Here is a 20,651-nt window from a genome sequence, read left to right as displayed (position 1 = left end):
AAATTCATTTGATCGTTGGTTTCTGACCTAGTCGTTGCTCATAGCTTCGCACCATCAACTCGTGGAGATGGTCTCGTCGATCTGTTGTTGTGATAAAGGAATCATGGACAGAAAGGACCGTCCAACCATCCTCCATCGCCGTTGAAATGATCTCCAACGCTATGTCGGATTCCAGGCGCATCAACTGAAGGCCTATTCCTGTGCCAAATGCATTAGAAATCAGTTCATGCATGGCCTCAATGAACTGCACGATCTCTCTTCGTTCTAGGTCGTCTGGGAATTCAATATCGGCCGGAGCTGAGACCATATCGGGCCTCCCCCCACAATTGATCAGAACTTGCATGAGCCATTTGATGCAAGGGCGATAATGCCCAGACCTAAGACCGTGCTCTTCTTCATATCTGGTAATCTCAGGAACACGGTAGTGATCGCCTTCAAATTCCAACCCCTGCTGATGATAGAGCATTCTTGGATGGCAGTTGGCGTAGTCCAGTTCTACCGTCGCCTCTCCATTGATTGTGATGGCCTTGCGAGCCTCTTCGGAAACTTGCATCCACCATCCGCCAAATAGCCGCCCTCCTTTCTCAAAGGATGGAATCTTGGCATTCCCATCGTTGAAGACACGATAAAGGTCGGTAGCAAAGAGTTCCGGAGCACGATGCTTTGGCCCGTTCTTTTCAGGGTCAGTGTTGAGCTGATCCAACCATGTCTGAAGATCACGATCTGACAGACCAAGTTGGATTGATTGCCGCCGGTAGGACCCGTTGATGGCAAGAAGCGTTTCACGCCAAACTTTGGTTTCGTCCGTGTGTTCGAACCAAATTCTTTCCCCTTTCCTAGGCTGCAATATTTGCCCTTTGATGCGGTCAAACTCAGGCCGTTTCTTGGGAGCATAGAGCTGCACCAGATCATCCTCGTAGACACGCGAGACGATCGAGCTCTCGGTGACACCAAGGCCCTTCGCCAAATCAATCAGCGCATCACTTGCCCAGAGGGAAGAGGCGTAAGAGGGAGTCGCTGAGTAGAATGGCATCTTCTTCCCAGTGGTCCCTTCAAGCAAGCCAGCTGCCATCAGAGTGTCTGCAACGTCTCCAAGCGCGCCATGCCTCATCCATTGAGGTTTGCTTTCATATGAGCCCGCTGCTGCCCCTCTAAAGTACAGAACGGAAGGGGGCCTGCGGAAGAAATAGGCCCTGAGGACGTTTGCGGCCAATTTGCGGACACGCAATCGCCATAGCTCCATGCCTCGAAGCCTCTGCTTCGCTCTGACCTCAACGAAGGCTTCCATCAGGCGGTCCACCAAGGCACGCCCCTCTGGGTCCCGCAAATCGAGCCGTTCGTCGAAGAACACCCCAACACCTGGGGGAGCCTTCCTGGCCACTCCAGATCGTGGTTGTCGTGCCTTTTGGGCGGGCAACATGACGGGCCCGGCGCGAATGCCGGGATCAATATCCACTTTCATCGCTAGTCACCCCCTCAAAGAGGCGACAAATGCTTCAACCTCGTCGCGCAGATAACGGGGGCACGAGCCGATATATCTCGGCTTCAGGTCGAAGGTGCATGGAAGGCCGTTGCGACGCTTGTGTCTCTGCCCCCTTACCCAGGCAGGAGACATGTTCAGAATACGCGCAATATCTTTGTCAGAATAGAATTCGGGAATAGCGTTCATGGCTACCTCGCATTTTACCGTTTATGCGAAGGACGGTAAAATAGTGCCAGAACGCTTCAGGGTCTTACTTCAGCCTGTTAACCCGCAAGGGGCGCTCTAGTTTAAGGTTCCCCTTCGCGGGAACAGTGCCAGAGCTTAAAGGCGGCTCGGTTTTCGGACCACTTCACCCCTGAGAGGGGCGCATCTAGTAGATTTTACTTTATCAGGCACCACGCCCGATAGGATGCTTATAACCGATATTGCATCGAAATTCAACGTTGCTGGTGACCGCCTAGGACTAGACAAAACTAGACCTTACGACACAGCGCACCCAAGCACCTAAAGAGATAGGAATTCAACCAAAACCACGTCGGCATGCCGTAGTACGCATTGACTCTTCGGGCCACGCAAATTCGAAGCGAGGGACATGGACGCAAACCGCTAAACGTTGCGAGGCCAGCAACTGGAATGCTCTGCGCGCATCATCCGACCGCACCTTAAAACCCAGTTTCCTTGGCGGGAGCTGAGAGAACCCAATTTCAACATCTTTTTGGCCGCAAGGTTGCTTATGATCATCACGCATCTATTGAGCAATAAAGCGAGATGGTGCTCCGTCATCTACCGAATCTCGCGATGAGGTGTGGCGTCCTTGAGAGCCAAGCGATTGAAGTATGAAGAAAATACAATCATGAAGAAGAGTTGATGAGTAATAACATTAGCACTGTTAGCGGCACGACCCCCGATCTTTTGGAGGAGCTCCTAGAAGAACTCCGCGATCTTATACCCTCGGCGTTCCCCGACGGCGATCTTGATGTTTCGCAACTGCTCACTGCTCTGGGAGTTTCAGAGAGAGGAGAAAGGACTCCTTTCGCATTCACTTGGCCCGGAATCGAGGTCGCAAGAGCCGATGCTCGTGCCGCCACAACGGCGACCCTCGTGCCGGATCAGGACGCCTCCCTGAACTGGCATACGGCAAGAGATGTCCTGATAGAGGGGGACAACCTCCAAGTACTGAAGATTCTCAAAGCGAGCTATCGAGGGGCAGCGAAGCTGGTCTACATCGATCCTCCCTACAACACTGGAAACACGTTCACATACAACGACAAGTTCTCAATCCCTGAGGCACAATACCTCCAGGAAAGCGGTCAGGTCGATAGTCAGGGAGGCGCTACAACAAGCAAGATTGAGACAAGTGGCAAGAAACACGGCCCTTGGCTCACGATGATGTTTCCACGCTTAGTCGTCGCAAGGCATTTGCTGCGGCGTGATGGCGTCTTTCTGGCATCAATCGACAACAATGAGGTCCATCACCTCCGCTTGCTCTTGGACGCCGTCTTCGGTGCTGACAATTTCGTGGACATGATGACGTGGCAAGGAGGTCGAAAAGGCGACGCCAAGTTGACAGCTGGTGGGCAGGATTATCTTCTTGTTTACGCCCGAGACCGAAATCATCTCAAAGAACTGGACACGGTCTGGCGAGAGCGAAAAACAGGTCTGGAACCGGTTTATGCAAAAGAGAAGGAATTGCTTGCGAAGCACGGTGGGGACCTAGAGTCGGCGAAGGCTGAGCTGCGTGATTGGTATGACTCTCTGCCCGATGGAAATCCGTCCAAGGCCCACTCACATTATAACTTCATCGACAATGGTGGGGTTTGGACCTCGGATAACAGCTCGAGCCCCAACTACAGGGAGAACCTAGTCTACGATTTTAAAGGTTACGCTCCACCTGACAACGGCTGGCGCTACGAGCTTCCTAGAATGGAGCAGCTGGATGCCGAAGGAAGGCTCATCTATCCGACTGGAAAAGCCAAACGCATCCGCATCAAGAAGTATCTACGCGAGCAAGAAATGTGGGCACCTCCATCCACATTCTATCAGGATAGAAGTGGAGCATCATCGGCCTTAGACACCCTCATGGGAGCGAAGGTTTTCGATGATCCCAAGAGTACGGCAGTCCTAGCACGACTATTTCAATCGCTAACCAGTGATGGAGATCTCATTGTCGACTTTTTTGCTGGGTCAGGATCAACTGGGCACGCGGTTTGGGAGCAAAACGCGGCCGATCACAAAGTTCGACAGTGGCTCCTGGTCCAAGCTCCAGAAGAACCAGACCCGTCCGAAGAATCGGGCCAGACTGCTCTAGACAATGGCTATGAGACCATTTTCGAGATCACGGCGGAAAGACTTCGTCGTGCTGCAAAGGAACTAGGTAAAGATAATCTAGGCTTTCGCGTTTTCCGCGCACGCCCATCGCAGCTCGTGATCGATAAACCAATCATCGCAGACGAAGAAACTACGGGTCAAACATACTTAAAACAACTGACTGACATGGCACAGGGCTCACCGGTCGTTGAGGGCTCTGAAGATGAGGCGGTAGCCTGGGAACTTGTTCTTAAGGCCGCAGGAGCAAAGCTGAACTCACCTGTGACAGTGCACGAAACTGAGGGCGTGAAGACGTTCGAATTTCGACCAGTCGAGAACGGCGATACGTCGAGGTTGTTCGTATCACTCGGGGCATTCACGGTAGAAACTGCTGAAAGTCTGGGCGTTACGTCCGATGACATGTTGATCTTGCGTGGCGACAAATTGGAGGATGCCACAACACTAACACTGGCGCCCAGGATGCAGAAAAACCTCATATTGTTAGAGCGGGTGCAGCGTGAAGTTTCGCTTTGAAGATCAAGCACACCAAGCTGCTGCAGTTCATGCGGTTACCGATCTTTTTGAAGGTGCCTTGCACCCACCGGCTGTAGGGCCAATCGGTCAGGCCGCAGGTGCCGACGGCCATGAGCGGTATTCGATCGACTACGATGTTTTGTCGGAGCGCCTCGCAAAGGTTACCGAGCGTGAATCGGGTGTTGAGAAGCAATCGAAACTCGAGCTCCTAGAGATCGACGAAGACCTACTTGGGCAAGCCCACTCATCTCCGAATTTCTCGGTTGAGATGGAGACGGGGACTGGCAAGACATATGTGTACATCGCGACCGCACTCCAGCTCGCTCAAAGCCACGGTTTGCGGAAATTTGTCATCTTGGCTCATTCAGTCGCAATCCGGGCCGGTGTCATCAAGACTTTCGAGCAAACGAAGGAGCACTTCCGAGCCAAGTTTCCATCGCTGCACTACAGCTGGGGGGTTCTTGGCGAGGGCCCAGCCCTAGACGATTTTGTTGAGCCCAGCAGCACGGTCCAATTCCTTGTGGCGAGCGTGCAGGCCATCGACAAGCCCGACACCGCCGTAGTCTACCAAGAGGCGGAACAGCCTCAATTGTGGGGCGCGGCCGAAAGTGGAATGGCGTCGATCGCGAAGCTACGTCCCGTTGTAATCGTTGACGAGCCTCAGAATTTCAAAACTCCGCTGCGTAAGAAAGCAATTGCGACTCTAAACCCTTTGGTGGTCCTGAGATACAGCGCCACTCACGCTGAAAAATTCAATTTGGTACATCGCCTTGGCCCCAAAGCGGCGACAGAACTTGGATTAGTTAAGCGGGTAGCAGTTAAGGGCGTTGCGGCTGGAGCGTCGGGCAAGCCGTACCTGCGGGTGAACAAACTTCGTTCCAAGACGAAACGACTATTTGCCGAGGTCATGATCGATGAAGCCACGGGCAAGGGAGCAGAGCGAACCGATGCCGTCCTTCAGAACGGCGACGATCTCTTCGAGATTTCAGGTGGGCTAGACCAATACCGAGGTATGGTCGTCGACCGGTTTGAACGCCAACCGGATAGGGTGATTTTCGAGAACGGTTTGGAAATTCAGATTGGCGAGGAGATCGGCGTCGACCGAGAATCCATGTGGCAGGATCAAATCCGCCATTCGATCCGTGCCCATCTACAGCGGCAAGTCGAGATCGATCACCTAGGTTACGAGGTTAAGGTACTCACCCTCTTCTTTGTCGAAAGAGTTGCTGACTACTGGCCCACAGACACAGACGCCAAACCAATCCTGCCTGACCTTTTCGACAAAATGTACCGCGAAGAATGGGTGCGGGCGGGGAATGAGGCTGAAGGCTGTCCTGATCCTTCGGAGCTGCGTGTTCACTACTTTCCTTCCACGAAAACGGGCATATTCAAGGATGCCACCGGCGCTTCCAAGGACGCTCAAGAACAGCAGGCCCGTGCCTATCAAGAGATCATTGCGAACAAGGAGTTGATCCTCACAAAGGACAACCCCCGCGCATTCATTTTTTCGCACTCTGCGCTCAAAGAGGGGTGGGACAACCCTAATGTTTTTCAAGTCTGCTTTCTGCGGCATAGTGGCTCAGAAGTTGAGAGAAGACAGCAGATTGGCAGAGGCCTAAGGCTTCCAGTCGACGAGAATGGAGTTCGTGTTACCGATCCCGCAGTCTGCCGCCTTACCCTGATCGTAGATGAGTCGTTCAGCGAGTTCCGTGATGGCCTCAACAAGGAATATGCAGCGTCCGGATCGACGCCTGGCCCCGACCCAGATGATGTCGACCGAACGGTCATTGTCAAGCGCCGCGAAGACCAGTTTCTGAGTCCTGAGTTCAAAGAGCTCTGGAACCGCATACGTTTCAAGGCGAGCTATCGTGTAAATATAGATGCATCAATATTGCCCGAGATTGTGAGCGAGTCAGAGCACCTCGAAGACCTCAAGTTTTTGGCCAAGCGCACAAACATCATTCATTCGGGTGAGCTCGTTTATGACGATGATGGGAAGGTCATTACCTCCGACACAGATATTGCAGAGAGCGCTGGGACGTCTTTGTCGATCAAAGGCGGAAAGCTTCCAAACATCGTTAGATTGATCGAGGATCAGCTTCAGTCGGCAAAGTTTCCGCTACTTCTTACGAGAAAGACCATCGCCTCGATTGCAGCTGCCGTTCCTCCAAAGCTCCAAGATAGAGCAATTGATGATCCCGAAGGTTGGGCAAGGATAGTCGCCCAGGCAATTCGCTCGGTGACCATCGAACAGATGGTGAAGCACATTGACTATGTGCCCGACGATGAGAGCGACTGGTGGAACGCAGAGTTAGTATTTATTCGCGCCGAGGGATTGCACCCCCAACCCGTCCGTGCAGGAACAGATCCATCAAACGGGATAATGGAATCACCTTCAGGTGGATCAAATCTTTTCGACCATCTCGCTTACGACAGCCATGTAGAGAGAAGCTTTGCCACTCAGTTGGAAAACGATAGCGACCACGTGAGGTTTTTCACGAAGCTACCTCGCCGGTTCAAAGTCCGAACACCCGTCGGCGAATATTCTCCCGACTGGGCAATAGTCTACGATAACGGGGATGCCGAGCGCCTCTATCTGGTTCAAGAAACCAAGGCTACTACGAACCTGGCTGACTTAGATTGGGACGAAGCCATGCGGATTAGATTCGCGAGACGCCATTTTGCAGCTGCTCCCAATGGAGAGGTGATTTACGAGTTTACGAGCGCAGAAGCGGGCATTCGGCTTGAAAGTTATGGTCCTGAAAACGACTGAGACGACACGTGTGTCGGGCCAAGATGGCCGACCTTGCTCCAAATCTATGTTCTGACAGGACTGCAAGCGACCGGCTACGCAATGTAGGATCAATCAGACGCCGCCTTGAGCCCCACAATCGCTTTCATTCTTGACCTCATTGTCGCTGCGTCCCGGCTGAAATGCGCCATGCGGTGATCTTTGGGACAAAGCGCAATGACGTTTCCGACGCTGTCAGTTCCGCCCTCACCAAGAGGGTCGATGTGGTGGGTTTCAAGATAGAGAGCACCGCTCTCCATGACGAAGCCAGCGTCACCGCAATATTCGCAATTTCCCCCAGACCTGCGCTTTACCGCATCTCTGACCTTGGGGTCGCGAACAAAGACCGAGCCGGATTGCTCCCTTTTTTCAGGGCTGGATTTTTGCTCTTGCTCGATATCGAATTGATCGACGTACTGGCGGTCCACAATCCCGCGCTGGAGGACATGCGCTCCGTTTGACCAATCATATTCCAAGATTGTCCAAGGCTTTGGATCGAGCTGCCTGGCCAAAACTCTTGATGCCTTTGTACCGGATGGTTTGCGACGCTCACCTGAGTTTATGATTACGCGGATCGGCAGGTTATCCCGCAACGCTGTTTGCAGCGCCTGGTCCAATTTCTTCCCTCGCTGAAACCACTGCGCCTTACCTTGAGGTCCACGATGCCTCTCAGCGTCCGCGCGAAAATTTCCCCGTTCGATAATGGTCCCGTTCTCTTCGATCATGGACTCGTGCCAAAGGTTGAGGATCACCACCTGCCCGGGCTCAACGAAAGACCACTCGTAACAGTACTTTGGGTTCGCCTTGACCCCGCTGGGATTGTTCGAGCTGGCAATCCAGTCGGACATATCGAGACCAGCTTCTTCGACGAGGTCGAAGACGAGAAGCTTCTTCGAAGGCCGAATTTCATCCAAGACCGACATTAGCTGCCAGCCTTCATCTGTTCGGCTAGCTTGAGAACGCGGTGCGTGAAGGTCTTTTCCATCGCTCGATAGCTTGCCTCAAGCCATGCGATCATGTCGGGCCAGTTCTCTTTGCTGTAGCCCTGCACGGCCTTCTTGCACTGGATTATGCTGACCTTCTTGTCATCCAGGCGTCGCCACTCCAATTCTAGTTCCAACTCGTTCTCAATCTCAGACCGTTGATCTGCAAGCTGATCGAATATCCATTTGTTGTCGGATTGATCGGTGCGAGCCAGACTGAGTTCAACGCGAACTTCCTGCCGCAAGAATATCAGTGTGAGGCTGCACCCAGCGACGCCGATGCTGGAAGTGAGCCAGTGATCACGAGATGGTGAAATGTTCTGCCAGCGCTCCAGCCCAGCGCTTCGGAAGGCATCAAGCAATTCCGCCCAGAACGCTTGCCTCATTTGGTGACTCCAGCGCTGGGCACCCTTGGCAGATTTCTCCTCAGTATCCTTCTGAGCCATTCGGATCATATAGTCCGCCGCTTCTGGCGTCGGGATCACCTGCTGCAGATCGATAAACAATTGATCACCAAAGAGGAATGGAGACACCTTCACGCAACGAACGTCAATCTGGTGCTCACGCAGCCAAAGAACTGTAGAGGTGACCTCCCGCCGAAAATTCGCCGCGATAAACACGATCCGTTGGTCATTGCCCTCATTCAAGACCAGCTCGTCGAGTGCATCCTCTTCAAGGAATTCGCATATTGTTGAAGCAGCATCACCCCCGGTTCCGCTGTCGAGGTATTGCTGGAAAATGGTAATGATCTCCGCCTTCTTTAGGCTAGAGCAGTAAGCCGCATATTTCAGTGCTTGCCAGACAACATCGCGGCCCGAATCATCCAACTTGTTCTCGATAACGACGAGCTGCCCACTCTTGTCCAAGGCCAACAAATCGAGCCGTTCCCGCGTTCCATCGAAACCGTCAAACTCCTTCTGAATGACAAGGAGTTCTTCGCCGATTGCCTGACCGAGCGCATCAGGTGATTTTGCAAGCCACTCTTGCAGGTGATCTCTCTCGCGCAGTCCGGCATCAGCAAATGTGGTCTTGTTAAGTTGCTTCAATTGGTTTGCGCTACGATCAACTTGAAACATCGAATAGCTTCCAATCAAATAACGTCTGAAAAGGGCATGCTATCCTAATAGATTAAATTTCTCATCGAATGATAGTTTTATGAATCGAAAGCCCTTGTAAATGGGGTCCGTCGCCCGAACTTTCCGCTTAGCTCTTTGCAGTCTTCGACCTACCGAATGCTTTCGCAGCCTCTACGTCCCCACGATTGACAGCATAGTGCCTTGCCAGCATCGATGTGCCGGAATGCCCCAGCCGCCCCGCCACTGTCCTGGGGTCGATGTTATTTTGGATGAGGATAGTTGCGTGAGTTCGACGAAGGTCATGCAACCTCACGTCTTTCAGACCCGTTTCCTTCCATAGCTGCGCCAGCGACCGTTTCAGGGTAGTCATTGAGACAGGAAACAATCGTTCATCACCATCATCGCGCTCAAGCTCTTTGAGCCTCTTCAGGATAGCCTCCATTTCCTCGGTGCAAGTCACATAGCGGGGCTTGTCCGTCTTTGTGTTCACAACCTCGACCACCGTTAGCTCGTCAACTTTGCGGATATTGTGCCATGTCAGATCAAGAATCTCGGCTCGCCGCATTCCCGATTCATAGGCCCATTTGACGAACAGCTTGAGCCAACCTCGAATCTGGTGAGGCCTCGACTCCTTTTTCCCTTCCTGCTTCGCCTCGATGACATCAATCGTATCGAGAATTACCTTCCACTCGTCGGCAGTGACAAACCTCCCTCTCGCCTCGATTCCTTTGATCTTGTCCGCATTGTCGGCTGGGTTGCGGTCGATCAAACCGTTGCGGATCGCATCATTCAATACGGCCTTGAAGGTGTTTAGCTGTCGCTGGACCGAAGAGGGTTTGAGCTGCCTCAACTGCTGAGCAATCCAGTTGTTCACATGGCTTGGGGTGATTGCATTGATCGCTCGCTTACCGAATGCCGGATTCAGCGCAGACCTCACATTGCCTTGAGTGACCCCAAAGCTGCGCAGCGAAGCCTCCTTTCGATCCAACCATTGCTGAGCGTATTGAGCGAATGTTGGAACCTCATCTGCCTCCAACGGCTCGCCACGATCTGCAAGCCCTTGAAGTCGGTCACGTTCGCGAACAAGGCCTTCCCAATCCCATGAGGCTCTTCTCCCCAGCTTGCGCTCTATCGAGCCTCCAGGGGGAATTGAGCGCCCTTTGTAAGAACCCCCTCGCGGCAAGCGGACTTTGACCCATACGGTTGTATCCCTTGCCCCTCGAAAAATGCCGATACCGTCGCAATATGCTGGCCGCTTCCCAGTTGTCTTGGGTAGTCCAGCTTCAAACTCTTCAAATCTCGCGTAGCGCCTTGGTCGGCCCACTGGCTTTGATCGCGCGGAATTAGCTCTAGCTGGCTCCATAAGTCTGCACTCCCACCCAGCCGGCCAGGCTTGATTGCTAGAAGCCAGTGGGGAATACAGTGGGGTATAGGTCAATTGACAGAGAATTGCGACTAGATATGCGCCCCACTCCATCCCCACTCGGAACGGCTAGAAACACGGAAAACAGTTAAAACCCCAGAAACACCGTGCGTTAGAGAAATGGCGGAGTTCTCGGAACAGCAATAACGGATGAGTCCTCCAAGGACCTGTGACACTACCCTTCACACGGGTGGGGTCGCAAGTTCAATCCTTGCCGCGCCCACCAGGCAGATCAGTCTCTGCGGCACCATTCCGATCGTTACGCGATGACCCCGGTCAGGTGACTTCCACCAATGAGTTGATCGCCACCAGGTCGACCAGTCTGCGTTCCGCGTCTTCAATCCTGAGCGAGCCGGAGAGGCTGAAGGTTCCGCCCATGATTTCGCGTGCGGCCAGCTCTCGCAGCACAAACTTCGCCGTTCGCCTGGCCATGTCCGCATTGTCGAGGTCGAGGCACATGGATGCTTCCCGCACGCGCTTGGGATCAATGCTGTAATGGAAAAGAGGCATATCGCGACTCGCTCGATTGAGCCTCGCGTTATGGGTCAAGCCGCTCACCGAGTCAGACGATTCAATTCTCCGTCACAAATCGGATAGAATTCGGCAGCGTCAGCCCGCGTGCGGCACGATCCCGTGAGCCAGCAGGTCGTTGACCAGCGCAGCGACTTCATCCGGATCGCGGGCGCCCTCGTTCCACACGGCGAACCGCAAGCCGACGAACACGTTCATCCCCATCAGCGCCCAGGCGTGGACATCGCCCAGCCCCGTTCGGAATGCCCCGCTTTCACCGCCGGCCTTGAGCCGCTGCTCGATCAGGCCCGCGATCGTTTCATAGTGCATGTGGTAGCTCGCCGGATCGACGAATTCCGATTCGTCTATGATCCGGTAGATTTCCTTGTGCTCGCGCGCGAAGCGCAGGAAGGCGGCGAGCGCCACGCGCTCGACTTCGAGCGGCGACATGGTCGGATCGATCGCGCTGCGCGCACTCACCCTTACCGCTTGGCTCATGTCGGCGACGAGTGCGCGGAACAGCGCGTCCTTGCTATCGAAATAGGTGTAGAAACTGCCCAGCGCCACACCTGCACGGCGGGTGATCGAACTGATCGACGCTTCGTGGAAACCCTTCTCGCCGAACTCGACCGCTGCGGCATCGAGCAGCTTGCGCAAAGTGCGCCGCCCACGCTCGGTTCGCGGGGTCTTGTCGGTTTCAGCCTGTGACATTCGGATCACTCTCCCCCGTCATTCCCTGACTATGGCGCATAGCAGCCAAAAACAGAACTTGAAAGGTGGTTCAACTTTCAATATTGGGCCAGCGAGAGAAAATTTCGGGAGGAGAGCATCCATGAAACCTGCTATTTCGATTCGCCGCGCCACGTTCCTTGCCGGCTGCGCCGCAGCCGCATTCGCGGTCGCGCCTGCCGCGGCACAAGATGCGGGTAACTCCGCCGCCGAAGCCGCCAATGGCGAAGAGAGCAATGTCATCATCGTTACGGCCCGCCGCCGCGAGGAAAGCTTGATCGACGTGCCGATCGCGGTAACCTCGCTGAGCGGCGAGCAGCTTGAACGAAGCGGCGCGATCGACCTGACCGACATCGGCCTCGTCACGCCGAACGTCACGCTTGAGAATTCGCGCGCCACCAACTCCACCCTTACCGCCTTCATCCGCGGCGTGGGCCAGCAGGACCCGGTTTCGGGCTTCGAACAGGGCGTCGGCATCTATCTCGACGACGTCTACCTCAATCGTCCGCAGGCTGCCGTGCTCGACGTCTATGACGTCGAACGGATCGAAGTGCTGCGCGGCCCGCAGGGCACGCTCTATGGCCGCAACACGATCGGCGGCGCGGTCAAATATGTGACCAAGCAGCTGCCCGACGACTTCTCGATGAAGCTCAAGGGCACGCTGGGCACCTATGACCAGGCCGACGGCATCGTCACCGTCTCGGGCCCGATCAGCGACCTGGTGCGGCTGGGCGGATCGGTTGCGCGGCTTTCGCGCGGGGGCTTCGGCGACAACCCGACCACCGGCCTCGAAAACTACAACAAGGACGTGTGGGCCGCGCGCGCCTCGCTCGAACTGGGCGGCAAGGGCGAGCCGGTGCTGGTGCGCATTTCGGGCGACTATACCCGCGACAAGAGCAATCCGCGCGGCGGCCATCGCCTGATCCCCGGGATGATCTCGGGCATCCAGCCGCCCAAGGACGTGTTCGACACGCTGGGCGGCATTGAAGATCCGATTGCAGATGTCGAAGCCTATGGCCTTAGCATGAACCTGACGGCTGAGCTCACCGACATGCTGACGCTCCGCTCGATCAGCAGCTGGCGCAAGGATGACAGCGAAGCGGCGATCGACTTCGACTCGCTGCCCGCAGTCGATGTCGACGTCCCCGGCGCCTATTACAACGAGCAGCTGAGCCAGGAATTCCAGCTGCTGCTCGATGCCGGTCCGCTGCAGGGCCTGATGGGCTTCTATTATCTCGACGCCAAGGCAGATACGCTGTTCGACGTGCGCCTGTGGACGACCTTCGCCAACCTCTATCCCATGCTGACGGGGATCACCGAAGCTAATGTCGACACCGAAACCTATGCGGTGTTCGCCGACTTCACCTATGACATCTCGGACATGCTCAGCCTGTCGGTCGGCGGCCGTTACACCTGGGACGAACGCTCGGCGCGCATCCTCAAGCAGAGCGCCTTCCTGGGCGGTAGCGGGAATTTCGGCGATGCCGGCCTGGTCTTCTCGACCGACACCGATTTCGACGGGAACGCGAAGTTCAAGAAGTTCACTCCGCGCGCTTCGATCAGCTTCAAGCCGAATTCGGACCACAATATCTACGCCAGCTATTCGCAGGGCTTCAAGGGCGGCGGCTTCGACCCGCGCGGCGCTGGCAAGAACGCCAACGACCTCGACAACAACGGCAGCCTGAGCGACGACGAAATCGCCGCATATCTCAGCTTTGCGCCGGAATCTGTCGACAGCTATGAAATCGGCTACAAGGGCAACCTCATGGGCGGCGACCTCTATGTCGCCACCGCGCTGTTCCGGATGGACTATAGCGATGTCCAGATCCCGGGCTCGGTCGCCTGTACGCTCGGCGGCGTGCCGTCGTTCTGTGGCGTCGTGTCGAACGCGGGCAAGGCGCGGATCCAGGGCTTCGAGCTTGAAGCCAATGCCAAGCTGGCGCGCGACCTTGCGACCGCGGGCGACCGCCTGAGCCTGTCGGGCTCGTTCGGTTACATCGATGCCGAGTACAAGAAGTACGAAACCTTCGTTGCAGGTTCGGGCACGGTCGACGTTTCCGAATATCGCAAGGTGCAGAACACGCCGAAGGTGACGGCCAGCGGCTCGCTGAACTATTCGACCCCGGCGGGCGACGGGATGGTCAATTTCGGCACGACGCTGTCGTATCGCAGCAAGACCTACCAGTTCGAAATCCCGAACCCCTTTATCGACCAGGATGGCTATGCACTGCTCGACGCCAGCCTCGTCTATACCGCACCGGACAACCGCTGGAGCATCGGCATCCACGGCAAGAACCTGACCAACAAGCACTACAAGACGTCGGGCTACACATACATGAACATCAATCCGGTAACCGGCGAGATCCTCTACAATTCGAGCGGCAACATGATCTCGGGCCTTGGCAATGAAGGCGTGCTGACCGCCTTCTACGGCAACCCGCGCCAGGTCTTCGTAACCGGCACGCTCAACTTCTAGGCGCTCCTCTCCCGCGCCAGCGCTTCAGCGGTCCGCGCCCATAAAAGGGTTCGGGCCGCTGAATTCGTTTTGGAACCGAGAAAATGCCCCACTGGAAATGGGATGGCCGAACGTGCATAGGCGCTGGCCATGCATGACATCCGTTTGATCCGTGAGAACCCCCAGGCCTTTGACGCCGCGCTGGCAAAGCGCGGGCTGGAGCCGCTGGCCGCCGAACTGCTCGCCGCCGACGAGGTGCGCCGTGCTGCCGCCACGCGACTGCAGGAAGCGCAGAACCGCCGCAACGAAGCCTCCAAGCTGGTCGGCCAGGCCATGGCCAAGGGCGACAAGGAAACGGCGGAGGCGCTCAAGGCCGAAGTCTCCGATCTCAAGGACGTGTTGCCCGCACTGGAAGAAACCGGCCGTGCGGCGGACCGCCAGCTTGAGGATCTGCTCGCGGCGATCCCCAATTTGCCCGCCGACGATGTGCCTGAAGGCGCGGACGAGAACGACAATGTGGAAGTGAGCCGCTGGGGCGCGCAGCCGCAGTTCGATTTCACCCCGCGCGAACATGCCGATATCGCCCCCGCTTTGGGCATGGATTTCGAAACCGGTGCTATGATCAGCGGCGCACGCTTCACTTTCCTGCGCGGCGGGATGGCCCGGCTTCACCGCGCACTGGCGCAATTCATGCTCGACCGGCAAACGAGCGAGAATGGCTATCTCGAATGCAACCCGCCGCTGCTGGTGCGCGGGGAATCGCTTTACGGCACCGGCCAGTTGCCCAAATTCGCCGAGGATAATTTCCGCACGACCGACGATCGCTGGCTGATCCCGACTGCGGAGGTCAGCCTGACCAATGCCGTGCGCGAACAAATCATCGACGATTTGTCGCAGCCGATCCGCATGACCGCGCTTACCCCCTGCTTTCGCAGCGAAGCAGGCGCAGCGGGTAAGGACACGCGCGGCTTCATCCGCCAGCACCAGTTCGAAAAGGTCGAGTTGGTCAGCATCTGCCGCGAGGAAGATGCAGCGAACGAGCACGAACACATGGTGAAAAGCGCCGAAGGCGTGCTCGAAGCGCTGGGCTTGCCCTATCGCAAGGTCCTGCTCTGCACCGGCGACATGGGCTTCGGCGCACGCAGGACCTATGACCTCGAAGTCTGGCTGCCCGGCCAGGGTGCCTATCGCGAAATCAGCTCGGTCAGCTGGTGCGGCGAGTTCCAGGCACGCCGCATGAACGCACGATATCGCCCCGAAGGTGAAAAGAAGACCGCCTTCGTCCACACGCTCAACGGGTCGGGCCTGGCGGTCGGGCGCACGCTGGTTGCGGTGATCGAGAATTACCAGCAAGCCGATGGCAGCGTGGCGGTGCCCGATGTGCTGCTGCCTTATATGGGCGGTGTAACCAAGCTGGAGCCTGCCGCCTGATGCGTATCCTGGTCACCAATGACGATGGTATCCACGCGCCGGGCATCGAGGTGCTCGAAGCGATCGCGCACGAGCTGTCCGACGATGTGTGGGTTTGCGCCCCCTCCGACAACCAGACCGGCGCGGGCCATTCGCTCACGCTTTCGATGCCGGTGCGGCTGCGCAAGCATGGCGAGCGGCGTTTCTCCGTCACCGGCACGCCCACCGATGCTGTGTCGATCGGCCTCAAGCAGGCGATGGGCGACGAACCCGATTTGATCCTGTCAGGGGTCAATGCGGGTGCGAACCTGGGCGATGACATCACCTATTCGGGCACGGTCTCGGCTGCGATGGAAGGTGCGTTGGCCGGAATCCGCTCGATCGCCATGAGCCAGGTGATGAAGCAGGAGCGCCCCGAATGGGGTGACCGCTTTGCCGCTGCGCGCACATGGGGGCCGCGGGTGATCGCGCCGCTGCTTGATGCGCCATTCGTGGATCGTACGCTGGTGAGCGTGAATTTCCCCTGCCTTGCGCCCGAGGAAGTTCGCGGCATGCGCGTGGTGCGGCAGGGCTTCCACGATTACTCGCGCGGCAGCGTGGTGGAAGGGCGCGACCCGCGCGGCCAGCGATATTACTGGTTCGGGCTCGATGCGATCGAACACACGCCCGATCACGGTACCGATCTGGAAGCGATTGCCGAAGGTTTCGTTTCGGTCACGCCGCTGCAGCTCGACCTTACCCATCACGCATCGCTGGCAGGGCTGGCCGAACGCTTTTCGGGCCGATAGACTGGCCGGGCATGACCAGGCAGATCGACCGGATCGTACCCGCCAGGCCGCAGAGCCATTACCGCGGGCCTCGCTTCAAGCCGCTTCGGCGCGCGGTCAAGGTGCCCGTGTGGGGCGATTTCTTTATCCGCATCGGGCTGGCGTTGGCGCTGGTTTTCTTCGTGGTTACGATTCACTGGTTCGACCGCGGCGGCCTGCGCGACAGCGTCGATGGTTACGTCAGCTTTTCGGACATCGTCTATTTCACGATGATCTCGATCACGACCACCGGATTTGGCGACATCGCCCCGGTGACCGACCGGGCCCGGATGATCGAAGCGATCATCGTGACGCCGATCCGCTTTGCCGTGTTCTTCATCTTTGTTGGCACGGCCTATAATTTCATCATCAAGCGCAGCTGGGAGAAGTGGCGCATGGAGCGTATCCAGGAAAACCTCGCCGGGCATATCGTTGTCCTGGGATTCGGCGTTTCGGGATCCGAAAGCGTGCACGAGCTGCTCGAACGCGGTGTCGCCCCGAACGAAATCGTGGTGGTAGACCCGAGCGAAGACCGGCTGGCCGAAGCCGAGGGGCTGGGCTGCAACGTGATGGCCGCCGATGCGACGCGCGATTCCACGCTCGAGGCAGTGCGCATCCGCAAGGCGCAACGCGTGCTGGTCTCTGCCGGACGCGACGACACTTCGATCCTGATCGTGCTTACCGTGCGCGCGCTGGCACCCGATGTTCCGATCAGCGTGGTCGTGCGCGCAGATGACAACGAACCGCTGGCGCGGCAGGCCGGCGCCAATACGGTGATCAACCCGGTACGCTTCACCGGGCTGCTGCTGGCGGGCAGCGCGCGCGGCGCACACATCGCAGACTATCTCGCCGATCTCGCTTCGGTGAGCGGGCGGGTCCAACTGGTCGAGCGCGAAGTAACCGCCGACGAATGCGGATGCGCGGTCGACGCGCTGAAAAGCGGTGGGCGCGGCCTCAGGATCTACCGCGACGGCGAGGCCTATGGCTTCTGGGAAGCCGAATGCCAGCAGCTCAAGGCGGGGGATGTCATCGTCGAAATCCTTCCGACCGAGAACGGATCGAAATAGGCGGGCGTTCGGCTGGCGCTCGCCAGCCAGATGTCGTCAGCCCCATTCAAGGACAAGCGGCTCACCATCGGCCAGCGCACGCCAGCGGCCGCCAAGTTCGGCCAGCTTCGCACGGACCGAAGCGAGCGCCTCGCCTGACAGATCTAGGGCGGGCACATGGCTAGCGGCCCATCCCGCTTCGGCCATTGCGAGCAGCCCGGCATCGTCCTCGCTGCCCGACCAGCTCTCGGCCTCGAAGCATTCGACCAGCCGTTCGGCCTGCAGCAGCTCGATCAGCGACACGTCGGGTGCAATAGCCCGCTTGGCGCTGGCATGGCCGCCCGCCTTGGCGAGATCGGCGATGGCAGCTGGATCCTCGCCGCTTGCAACCATGCCCCAGTAGCCGTTGCTCATGCCCAGCGCGGATTCGACGCAAAAATGGACGATGTCATGCGAGATCGGGCCCTTGCGCGGGATGCGGAAGCGCGCGGTGCTGCCATCGGCGCGCACCACGGCAACCCGCTCCTCCGCTCCATACCTTGCAATTTCGATCCGCATCGCTTGGTGGTAGCGCAAACGCCCTTCGACGTGTAGAGGGCCGCGCAATCATGACTGCCACAACCACCTCGATCCCCGACCAGAAGAAGGTCGGCATGGTTTCCCTCGGTTGCCCTAAGGCGCTGGTCGATTCCGAGCGCATCCTCACCCGGCTGCGTGCCGACGGCTATGCCATGAGCCCGGACTATGCCGGTGCCGACGTGGTTCTGGTCAACACTTGCGGCTTCCTCGACAGCGCCAAGGAGGAAAGCCTCGCCGCCATCGGCGAAGCGATCGCGGAAAACGGCCGCGTGATTGTGACCGGCTGCATGGGCGAGGAAGCGGACGTGATCCGCGCGAAATACCCGCAAGTCCTCGCGGTGACCGGTGCACATCAATATGAGCAGGTGGTCGAGGCGGTTCACGAGGCTGCGCCGCCTTCGCAAGGCCCGTTTATCGACCTGATTCCGCAGTCCGGCGCGCTCAAGCAGCGAAGCGGTAGCGCAGACGAATACGTGAAGCTTACGCCGCGTCACTACAGCTATTTGAAGATCTCCGAGGGCTGCAACCACTCCTGCGCCTTCTGCATTATCCCGCAGCTGCGCGGGAAACTCGCCAGCCGCCGTGTCGACGCGGTGCTGCGCGAAGCGGAAAAGCTGGTTGCCGCGGGCACCAAGGAACTGCTTGTCATCAGCCAGGACACCTCGGCCTATGGGGTGGATATCCGGCATGAAGAGCGCGAGTGGAGGGGGCACCCTGTCCGCGCGCATATGACCGACCTAACCCGCGAACTGGGCCAGCTCAGGACGCCCGAAGGCATGACCCCGTGGGTGCGGCTGCACTATGTCTATCCCTATCCGCATGTCGATGCGGTGATCCCGCTGATGGCGGAAGGGCTGCTTACGCCCTATCTCGACATCCCCTTCCAGCATGCATCGCCTTCGGTGCTGCGCGCGATGAAGCGCCCGGCCAATGAAGCCAAGGTGCTCGAACGGCTGAAGAGCTGGCGCGAAACCTGCCCCGAAATCGCCGTGCGTTCGAGCTTCGTGGTCGGCTTCCCCGGCGAGACCGAGGACGATTTCCGCTATTTGCTCGACTGGCTTGAAGAAGCCCAGCTCGACCGCGTCGGCGCCTTCCGTTTCGAGCCGGTCGAAGGGGCCGCAGCCAACGCCCTGCCCGATCCCGTGCCCGAAGCGGTGAAGGAAGAACGCTACGCGCGGATCATGGAAGTGACCGAGCGGATCAGCGCCGCCAAGCTGCAGGCGAAGATCGGCAGGACCATCCCCGTCATCATCGACGAAGTGGGCGAAGCCGACGAGGAAGGCGACATCGGCGCGACCGGGCGGTCGCAGGCCGACGCCCCAGAGATCGACGGCGCGGTTTACCTGCGCAACGTGCCCGCTTCGCTCCAGCAAGGCGATATCGTGAACGTCGAGGTCGAAGACGCCGACGCCCACGATCTGTTCGGGGTAATTTCGCACTGAACGCAGGGATCAGGCGCTTGCCCGCTCCAGCAGCCGCACCGGCACGCGCCGCACGCTGGGATGGGCGCCATCGGTCGTGACCGCTTCCACCAGCAGCCGACCGGCGAGGTCGAGATCGGGCTCCACCGTGGTCAGCGGCGGATTGCTCATTTCGCCTGCGGGAAGCCCGTCGAAACCGACCACTTTAACCTTGCCGGGGACGCTCACCCCGGCGGCAGTGAACGCTTCGAGCACGCCAAAACCGATCGCATCACACACTGCGAACACGCCGTCGAAACGCTCACCGCTCTTGAGCAGCGCCTCGGCCGCAAGGCGGCCCTGTTCACGGCGAAGCTTGCCCTGTTCGATCTCGAACAGCTTCGCTTCGACCCCCAATTCCTTGGCGCGCGCAAGGAAACCGTCGCTCCGTTCGGCGAACTGGCGCTGCACCGAACCGCGCGAGCCAATGCACACCAGCCTTGTGCAGCCGCGTTCGACCAGATGCTCCGCAGCCAGCCTTGCCCCTGCCTCATTGTCCGAACTGACCCAGTCGAGATCGCCCATCGGCGAGCCCCAATAGGCGACCGGCTGGCTGGTTTCGCCGATCGCGCGGAAGAAGTCCCAGGCGGCGCGGTTGGCGGTGGTGCCGATCACGATCAGCCCTTCGGCCTGCCCGCGTTCGACATAATGGCCGAACATCTGGTCTTCCTCGGCCTGCAGCGAAACCAGCACTTCCAGCCCGCGCGCGGCGGCGGCAGTGCAAATCCCGCCCAGCAGCGCATAGGAGAAGGGATTGACGTCTTTCGCGCTATGTCCCGGCTTGCAGATCACCACTGTCGCCAGCGTGCCGGTATGCCCGCGCCGCAGCCGCGCAGCGCGTTCGTCGACGAAATAGCCAAGCTCGCGCGCAGCCTCGAGCACGCGCACCCGCGTCGCTTCGGTAATGATCGACGAGCCCGACAGCGCACGCGACACTGTCGACTGGCTGACGCCCGCTTTCTCGGCGACGTCGAAACTTGTTACCCGCACTGGTTTGCGCGGCGCGTCCATGGTCCTCATCCCTTGCCCCGAAACGACGCGTGAATAGCTATGCGACGC

The 20,651-nt window shown here is 58.0% G+C and carries 15 protein-coding genes; 7 read left to right on the top strand and 8 right to left on the bottom strand.

Annotated features, from left to right (window positions below):
* Nucleotides 1-4 precede the first annotated feature (4 nt).
* Nucleotides 5-1,462, bottom strand: a complete 1,458-nt coding sequence (locus ACUJ47_RS12710) for a hypothetical protein (RefSeq protein ID WP_445538752.1) — start codon at nt 1,460-1,462, stop codon at nt 5-7.
* 888 nt (nt 1,463-2,350) lie between these two features.
* Here ACUJ47_RS12710 and ACUJ47_RS12705 point away from each other — a divergent pair.
* Both ACUJ47_RS12705 and ACUJ47_RS12700 read left to right on the top strand, forming a co-directional pair.
* On the top strand, nt 2,351-4,324 hold the full coding sequence (locus tag ACUJ47_RS12705; protein WP_445538751.1) for a site-specific DNA-methyltransferase: 1,974 nt from the start codon (nt 2,351-2,353) through the stop codon (nt 4,322-4,324).
* Complete coding sequence (locus ACUJ47_RS12700; RefSeq protein ID WP_445538750.1) at nt 4,308-7,097, top strand: restriction endonuclease; 2,790 nt, start codon at nt 4,308-4,310, stop codon at nt 7,095-7,097. The genes ACUJ47_RS12705 and ACUJ47_RS12700 overlap by 17 nt, the downstream gene beginning before the upstream one ends.
* A gap of 89 nt (nt 7,098-7,186) precedes the next feature.
* Here the strand turns inward: ACUJ47_RS12700 and ACUJ47_RS12695 are convergent, their stop codons facing one another.
* The 5 genes from ACUJ47_RS12695 to ACUJ47_RS12675 form a co-directional block, all read right to left on the bottom strand.
* Complete coding sequence (locus tag ACUJ47_RS12695; RefSeq protein WP_445538749.1) at nt 7,187-8,038, bottom strand: HNH endonuclease; 852 nt, start codon at nt 8,036-8,038, stop codon at nt 7,187-7,189.
* Complete coding sequence (locus tag ACUJ47_RS12690) at nt 8,038-9,174, bottom strand: DUF4268 domain-containing protein (RefSeq protein WP_445538748.1); 1,137 nt, start codon at nt 9,172-9,174, stop codon at nt 8,038-8,040. The genes ACUJ47_RS12695 and ACUJ47_RS12690 overlap by 1 nt, the downstream gene beginning before the upstream one ends.
* Before the next feature lie 127 nt (nt 9,175-9,301).
* On the bottom strand, nt 9,302-10,210 hold the full coding sequence (locus ACUJ47_RS12685) for a tyrosine-type recombinase/integrase (RefSeq protein ID WP_445538747.1): 909 nt from the start codon (nt 10,208-10,210) through the stop codon (nt 9,302-9,304).
* A 663-nt stretch (nt 10,211-10,873) separates the two neighbouring features.
* The gene (locus ACUJ47_RS12680) at nt 10,874-11,155 is read right to left on the bottom strand and encodes a hypothetical protein (RefSeq protein ID WP_445538746.1); all 282 of its coding nucleotides are present in this window, start codon (nt 11,153-11,155) and stop codon (nt 10,874-10,876) included.
* A 51-nt stretch (nt 11,156-11,206) separates the two neighbouring features.
* A complete protein-coding gene (locus tag ACUJ47_RS12675) occupies nt 11,207-11,818 on the bottom strand; it encodes a TetR/AcrR family transcriptional regulator (protein ID WP_445538745.1) in 612 nt (203 codons plus the stop codon).
* A 121-nt stretch (nt 11,819-11,939) separates the two neighbouring features.
* Here ACUJ47_RS12675 and ACUJ47_RS12670 point away from each other — a divergent pair, with 121 nt between their 5' ends.
* The 4 genes from ACUJ47_RS12670 to ACUJ47_RS12655 all read left to right on the top strand — a co-directional run bounded on the left by ACUJ47_RS12670 (nt 11,940) and on the right by ACUJ47_RS12655 (nt 17,574).
* A complete protein-coding gene (locus tag ACUJ47_RS12670; RefSeq protein ID WP_445538744.1) occupies nt 11,940-14,312 on the top strand; it encodes a TonB-dependent receptor in 2,373 nt (790 codons plus the stop codon).
* A gap of 129 nt (nt 14,313-14,441) precedes the next feature.
* On the top strand, nt 14,442-15,722 hold the full coding sequence (gene serS, locus ACUJ47_RS12665) for a serine--tRNA ligase (RefSeq protein WP_445538743.1): 1,281 nt from the start codon (nt 14,442-14,444) through the stop codon (nt 15,720-15,722).
* Nucleotides 15,722-16,489, top strand: coding sequence for a 5'/3'-nucleotidase SurE (surE, locus tag ACUJ47_RS12660; protein WP_445538742.1), 768 nt, complete (start codon nt 15,722-15,724; stop codon nt 16,487-16,489). Before serS ends, surE begins: the two co-directional genes overlap by 1 nt.
* A gap of 11 nt (nt 16,490-16,500) precedes the next feature.
* Nucleotides 16,501-17,574, top strand: a complete 1,074-nt coding sequence (locus ACUJ47_RS12655; RefSeq protein ID WP_445538741.1) for a potassium channel family protein — start codon at nt 16,501-16,503, stop codon at nt 17,572-17,574.
* 36 nt (nt 17,575-17,610) lie between these two features.
* Here the strand turns inward: ACUJ47_RS12655 and ACUJ47_RS12650 are convergent, their stop codons facing one another.
* Nucleotides 17,611-18,111 carry a hypothetical protein gene (locus ACUJ47_RS12650; RefSeq protein ID WP_445538740.1) on the bottom strand — a complete coding sequence of 167 codons (501 nt, stop codon included), beginning with the start codon at nt 18,109-18,111 and terminating at the stop codon, nt 17,611-17,613.
* A 50-nt stretch (nt 18,112-18,161) separates the two neighbouring features.
* Here ACUJ47_RS12650 and rimO point away from each other — a divergent pair, with 50 nt between their 5' ends.
* On the top strand, nt 18,162-19,574 hold the full coding sequence (gene rimO / locus ACUJ47_RS12645) for a 30S ribosomal protein S12 methylthiotransferase RimO (protein WP_445538739.1): 1,413 nt from the start codon (nt 18,162-18,164) through the stop codon (nt 19,572-19,574).
* A gap of 9 nt (nt 19,575-19,583) precedes the next feature.
* On the opposite strand, the gene ACUJ47_RS12640 is transcribed toward rimO, so the two are convergent.
* On the bottom strand, nt 19,584-20,603 hold the full coding sequence (locus ACUJ47_RS12640) for a LacI family DNA-binding transcriptional regulator (protein WP_445538738.1): 1,020 nt from the start codon (nt 20,601-20,603) through the stop codon (nt 19,584-19,586).
* Nucleotides 20,604-20,651 lie beyond the last annotated feature (48 nt).

The sequence above is a fragment of the Altererythrobacter sp. Z27 genome, assembly GCF_052683155.1.
This window is presented reverse-complemented; position numbering and strand designations above follow the sequence as displayed.

Excerpts from the sequence above, each read along its gene's own strand:
- ACUJ47_RS12710 (WP_445538752.1), bottom strand. The coding sequence starts at position 1,462 with ATGAAAGTGGATATTGATCCCGGCATTCGCGCCGGGCCCGTCATGTTG.
- ACUJ47_RS12705 (WP_445538751.1), top strand. The coding sequence starts at position 2,351 with ATGAGTAATAACATTAGCACTGTTAGCGGCACGACCCCCGATCTTTTG.
- ACUJ47_RS12695 (WP_445538749.1), bottom strand. The coding sequence starts at position 8,038 with ATGTCGGTCTTGGATGAAATTCGGCCTTCGAAGAAGCTTCTCGTCTTC.
- ACUJ47_RS12690 (WP_445538748.1), bottom strand. The coding sequence starts at position 9,174 with ATGTTTCAAGTTGATCGTAGCGCAAACCAATTGAAGCAACTTAACAAG.
- ACUJ47_RS12675 (WP_445538745.1), bottom strand. The coding sequence starts at position 11,818 with ATGTCACAGGCTGAAACCGACAAGACCCCGCGAACCGAGCGTGGGCGG.
- ACUJ47_RS12670 (WP_445538744.1), top strand. The coding sequence starts at position 11,940 with ATGAAACCTGCTATTTCGATTCGCCGCGCCACGTTCCTTGCCGGCTGC.
- serS (WP_445538743.1), top strand. The coding sequence starts at position 14,442 with ATGCATGACATCCGTTTGATCCGTGAGAACCCCCAGGCCTTTGACGCC.
- surE (WP_445538742.1), top strand. The coding sequence starts at position 15,722 with ATGCGTATCCTGGTCACCAATGACGATGGTATCCACGCGCCGGGCATC.
- ACUJ47_RS12655 (WP_445538741.1), top strand. The coding sequence starts at position 16,501 with ATGACCAGGCAGATCGACCGGATCGTACCCGCCAGGCCGCAGAGCCAT.
- ACUJ47_RS12650 (WP_445538740.1), bottom strand. The coding sequence starts at position 18,111 with ATGCGGATCGAAATTGCAAGGTATGGAGCGGAGGAGCGGGTTGCCGTG.
- rimO (WP_445538739.1), top strand. The coding sequence starts at position 18,162 with ATGACTGCCACAACCACCTCGATCCCCGACCAGAAGAAGGTCGGCATG.
- ACUJ47_RS12640 (WP_445538738.1), bottom strand. The coding sequence starts at position 20,603 with ATGGACGCGCCGCGCAAACCAGTGCGGGTAACAAGTTTCGACGTCGCC.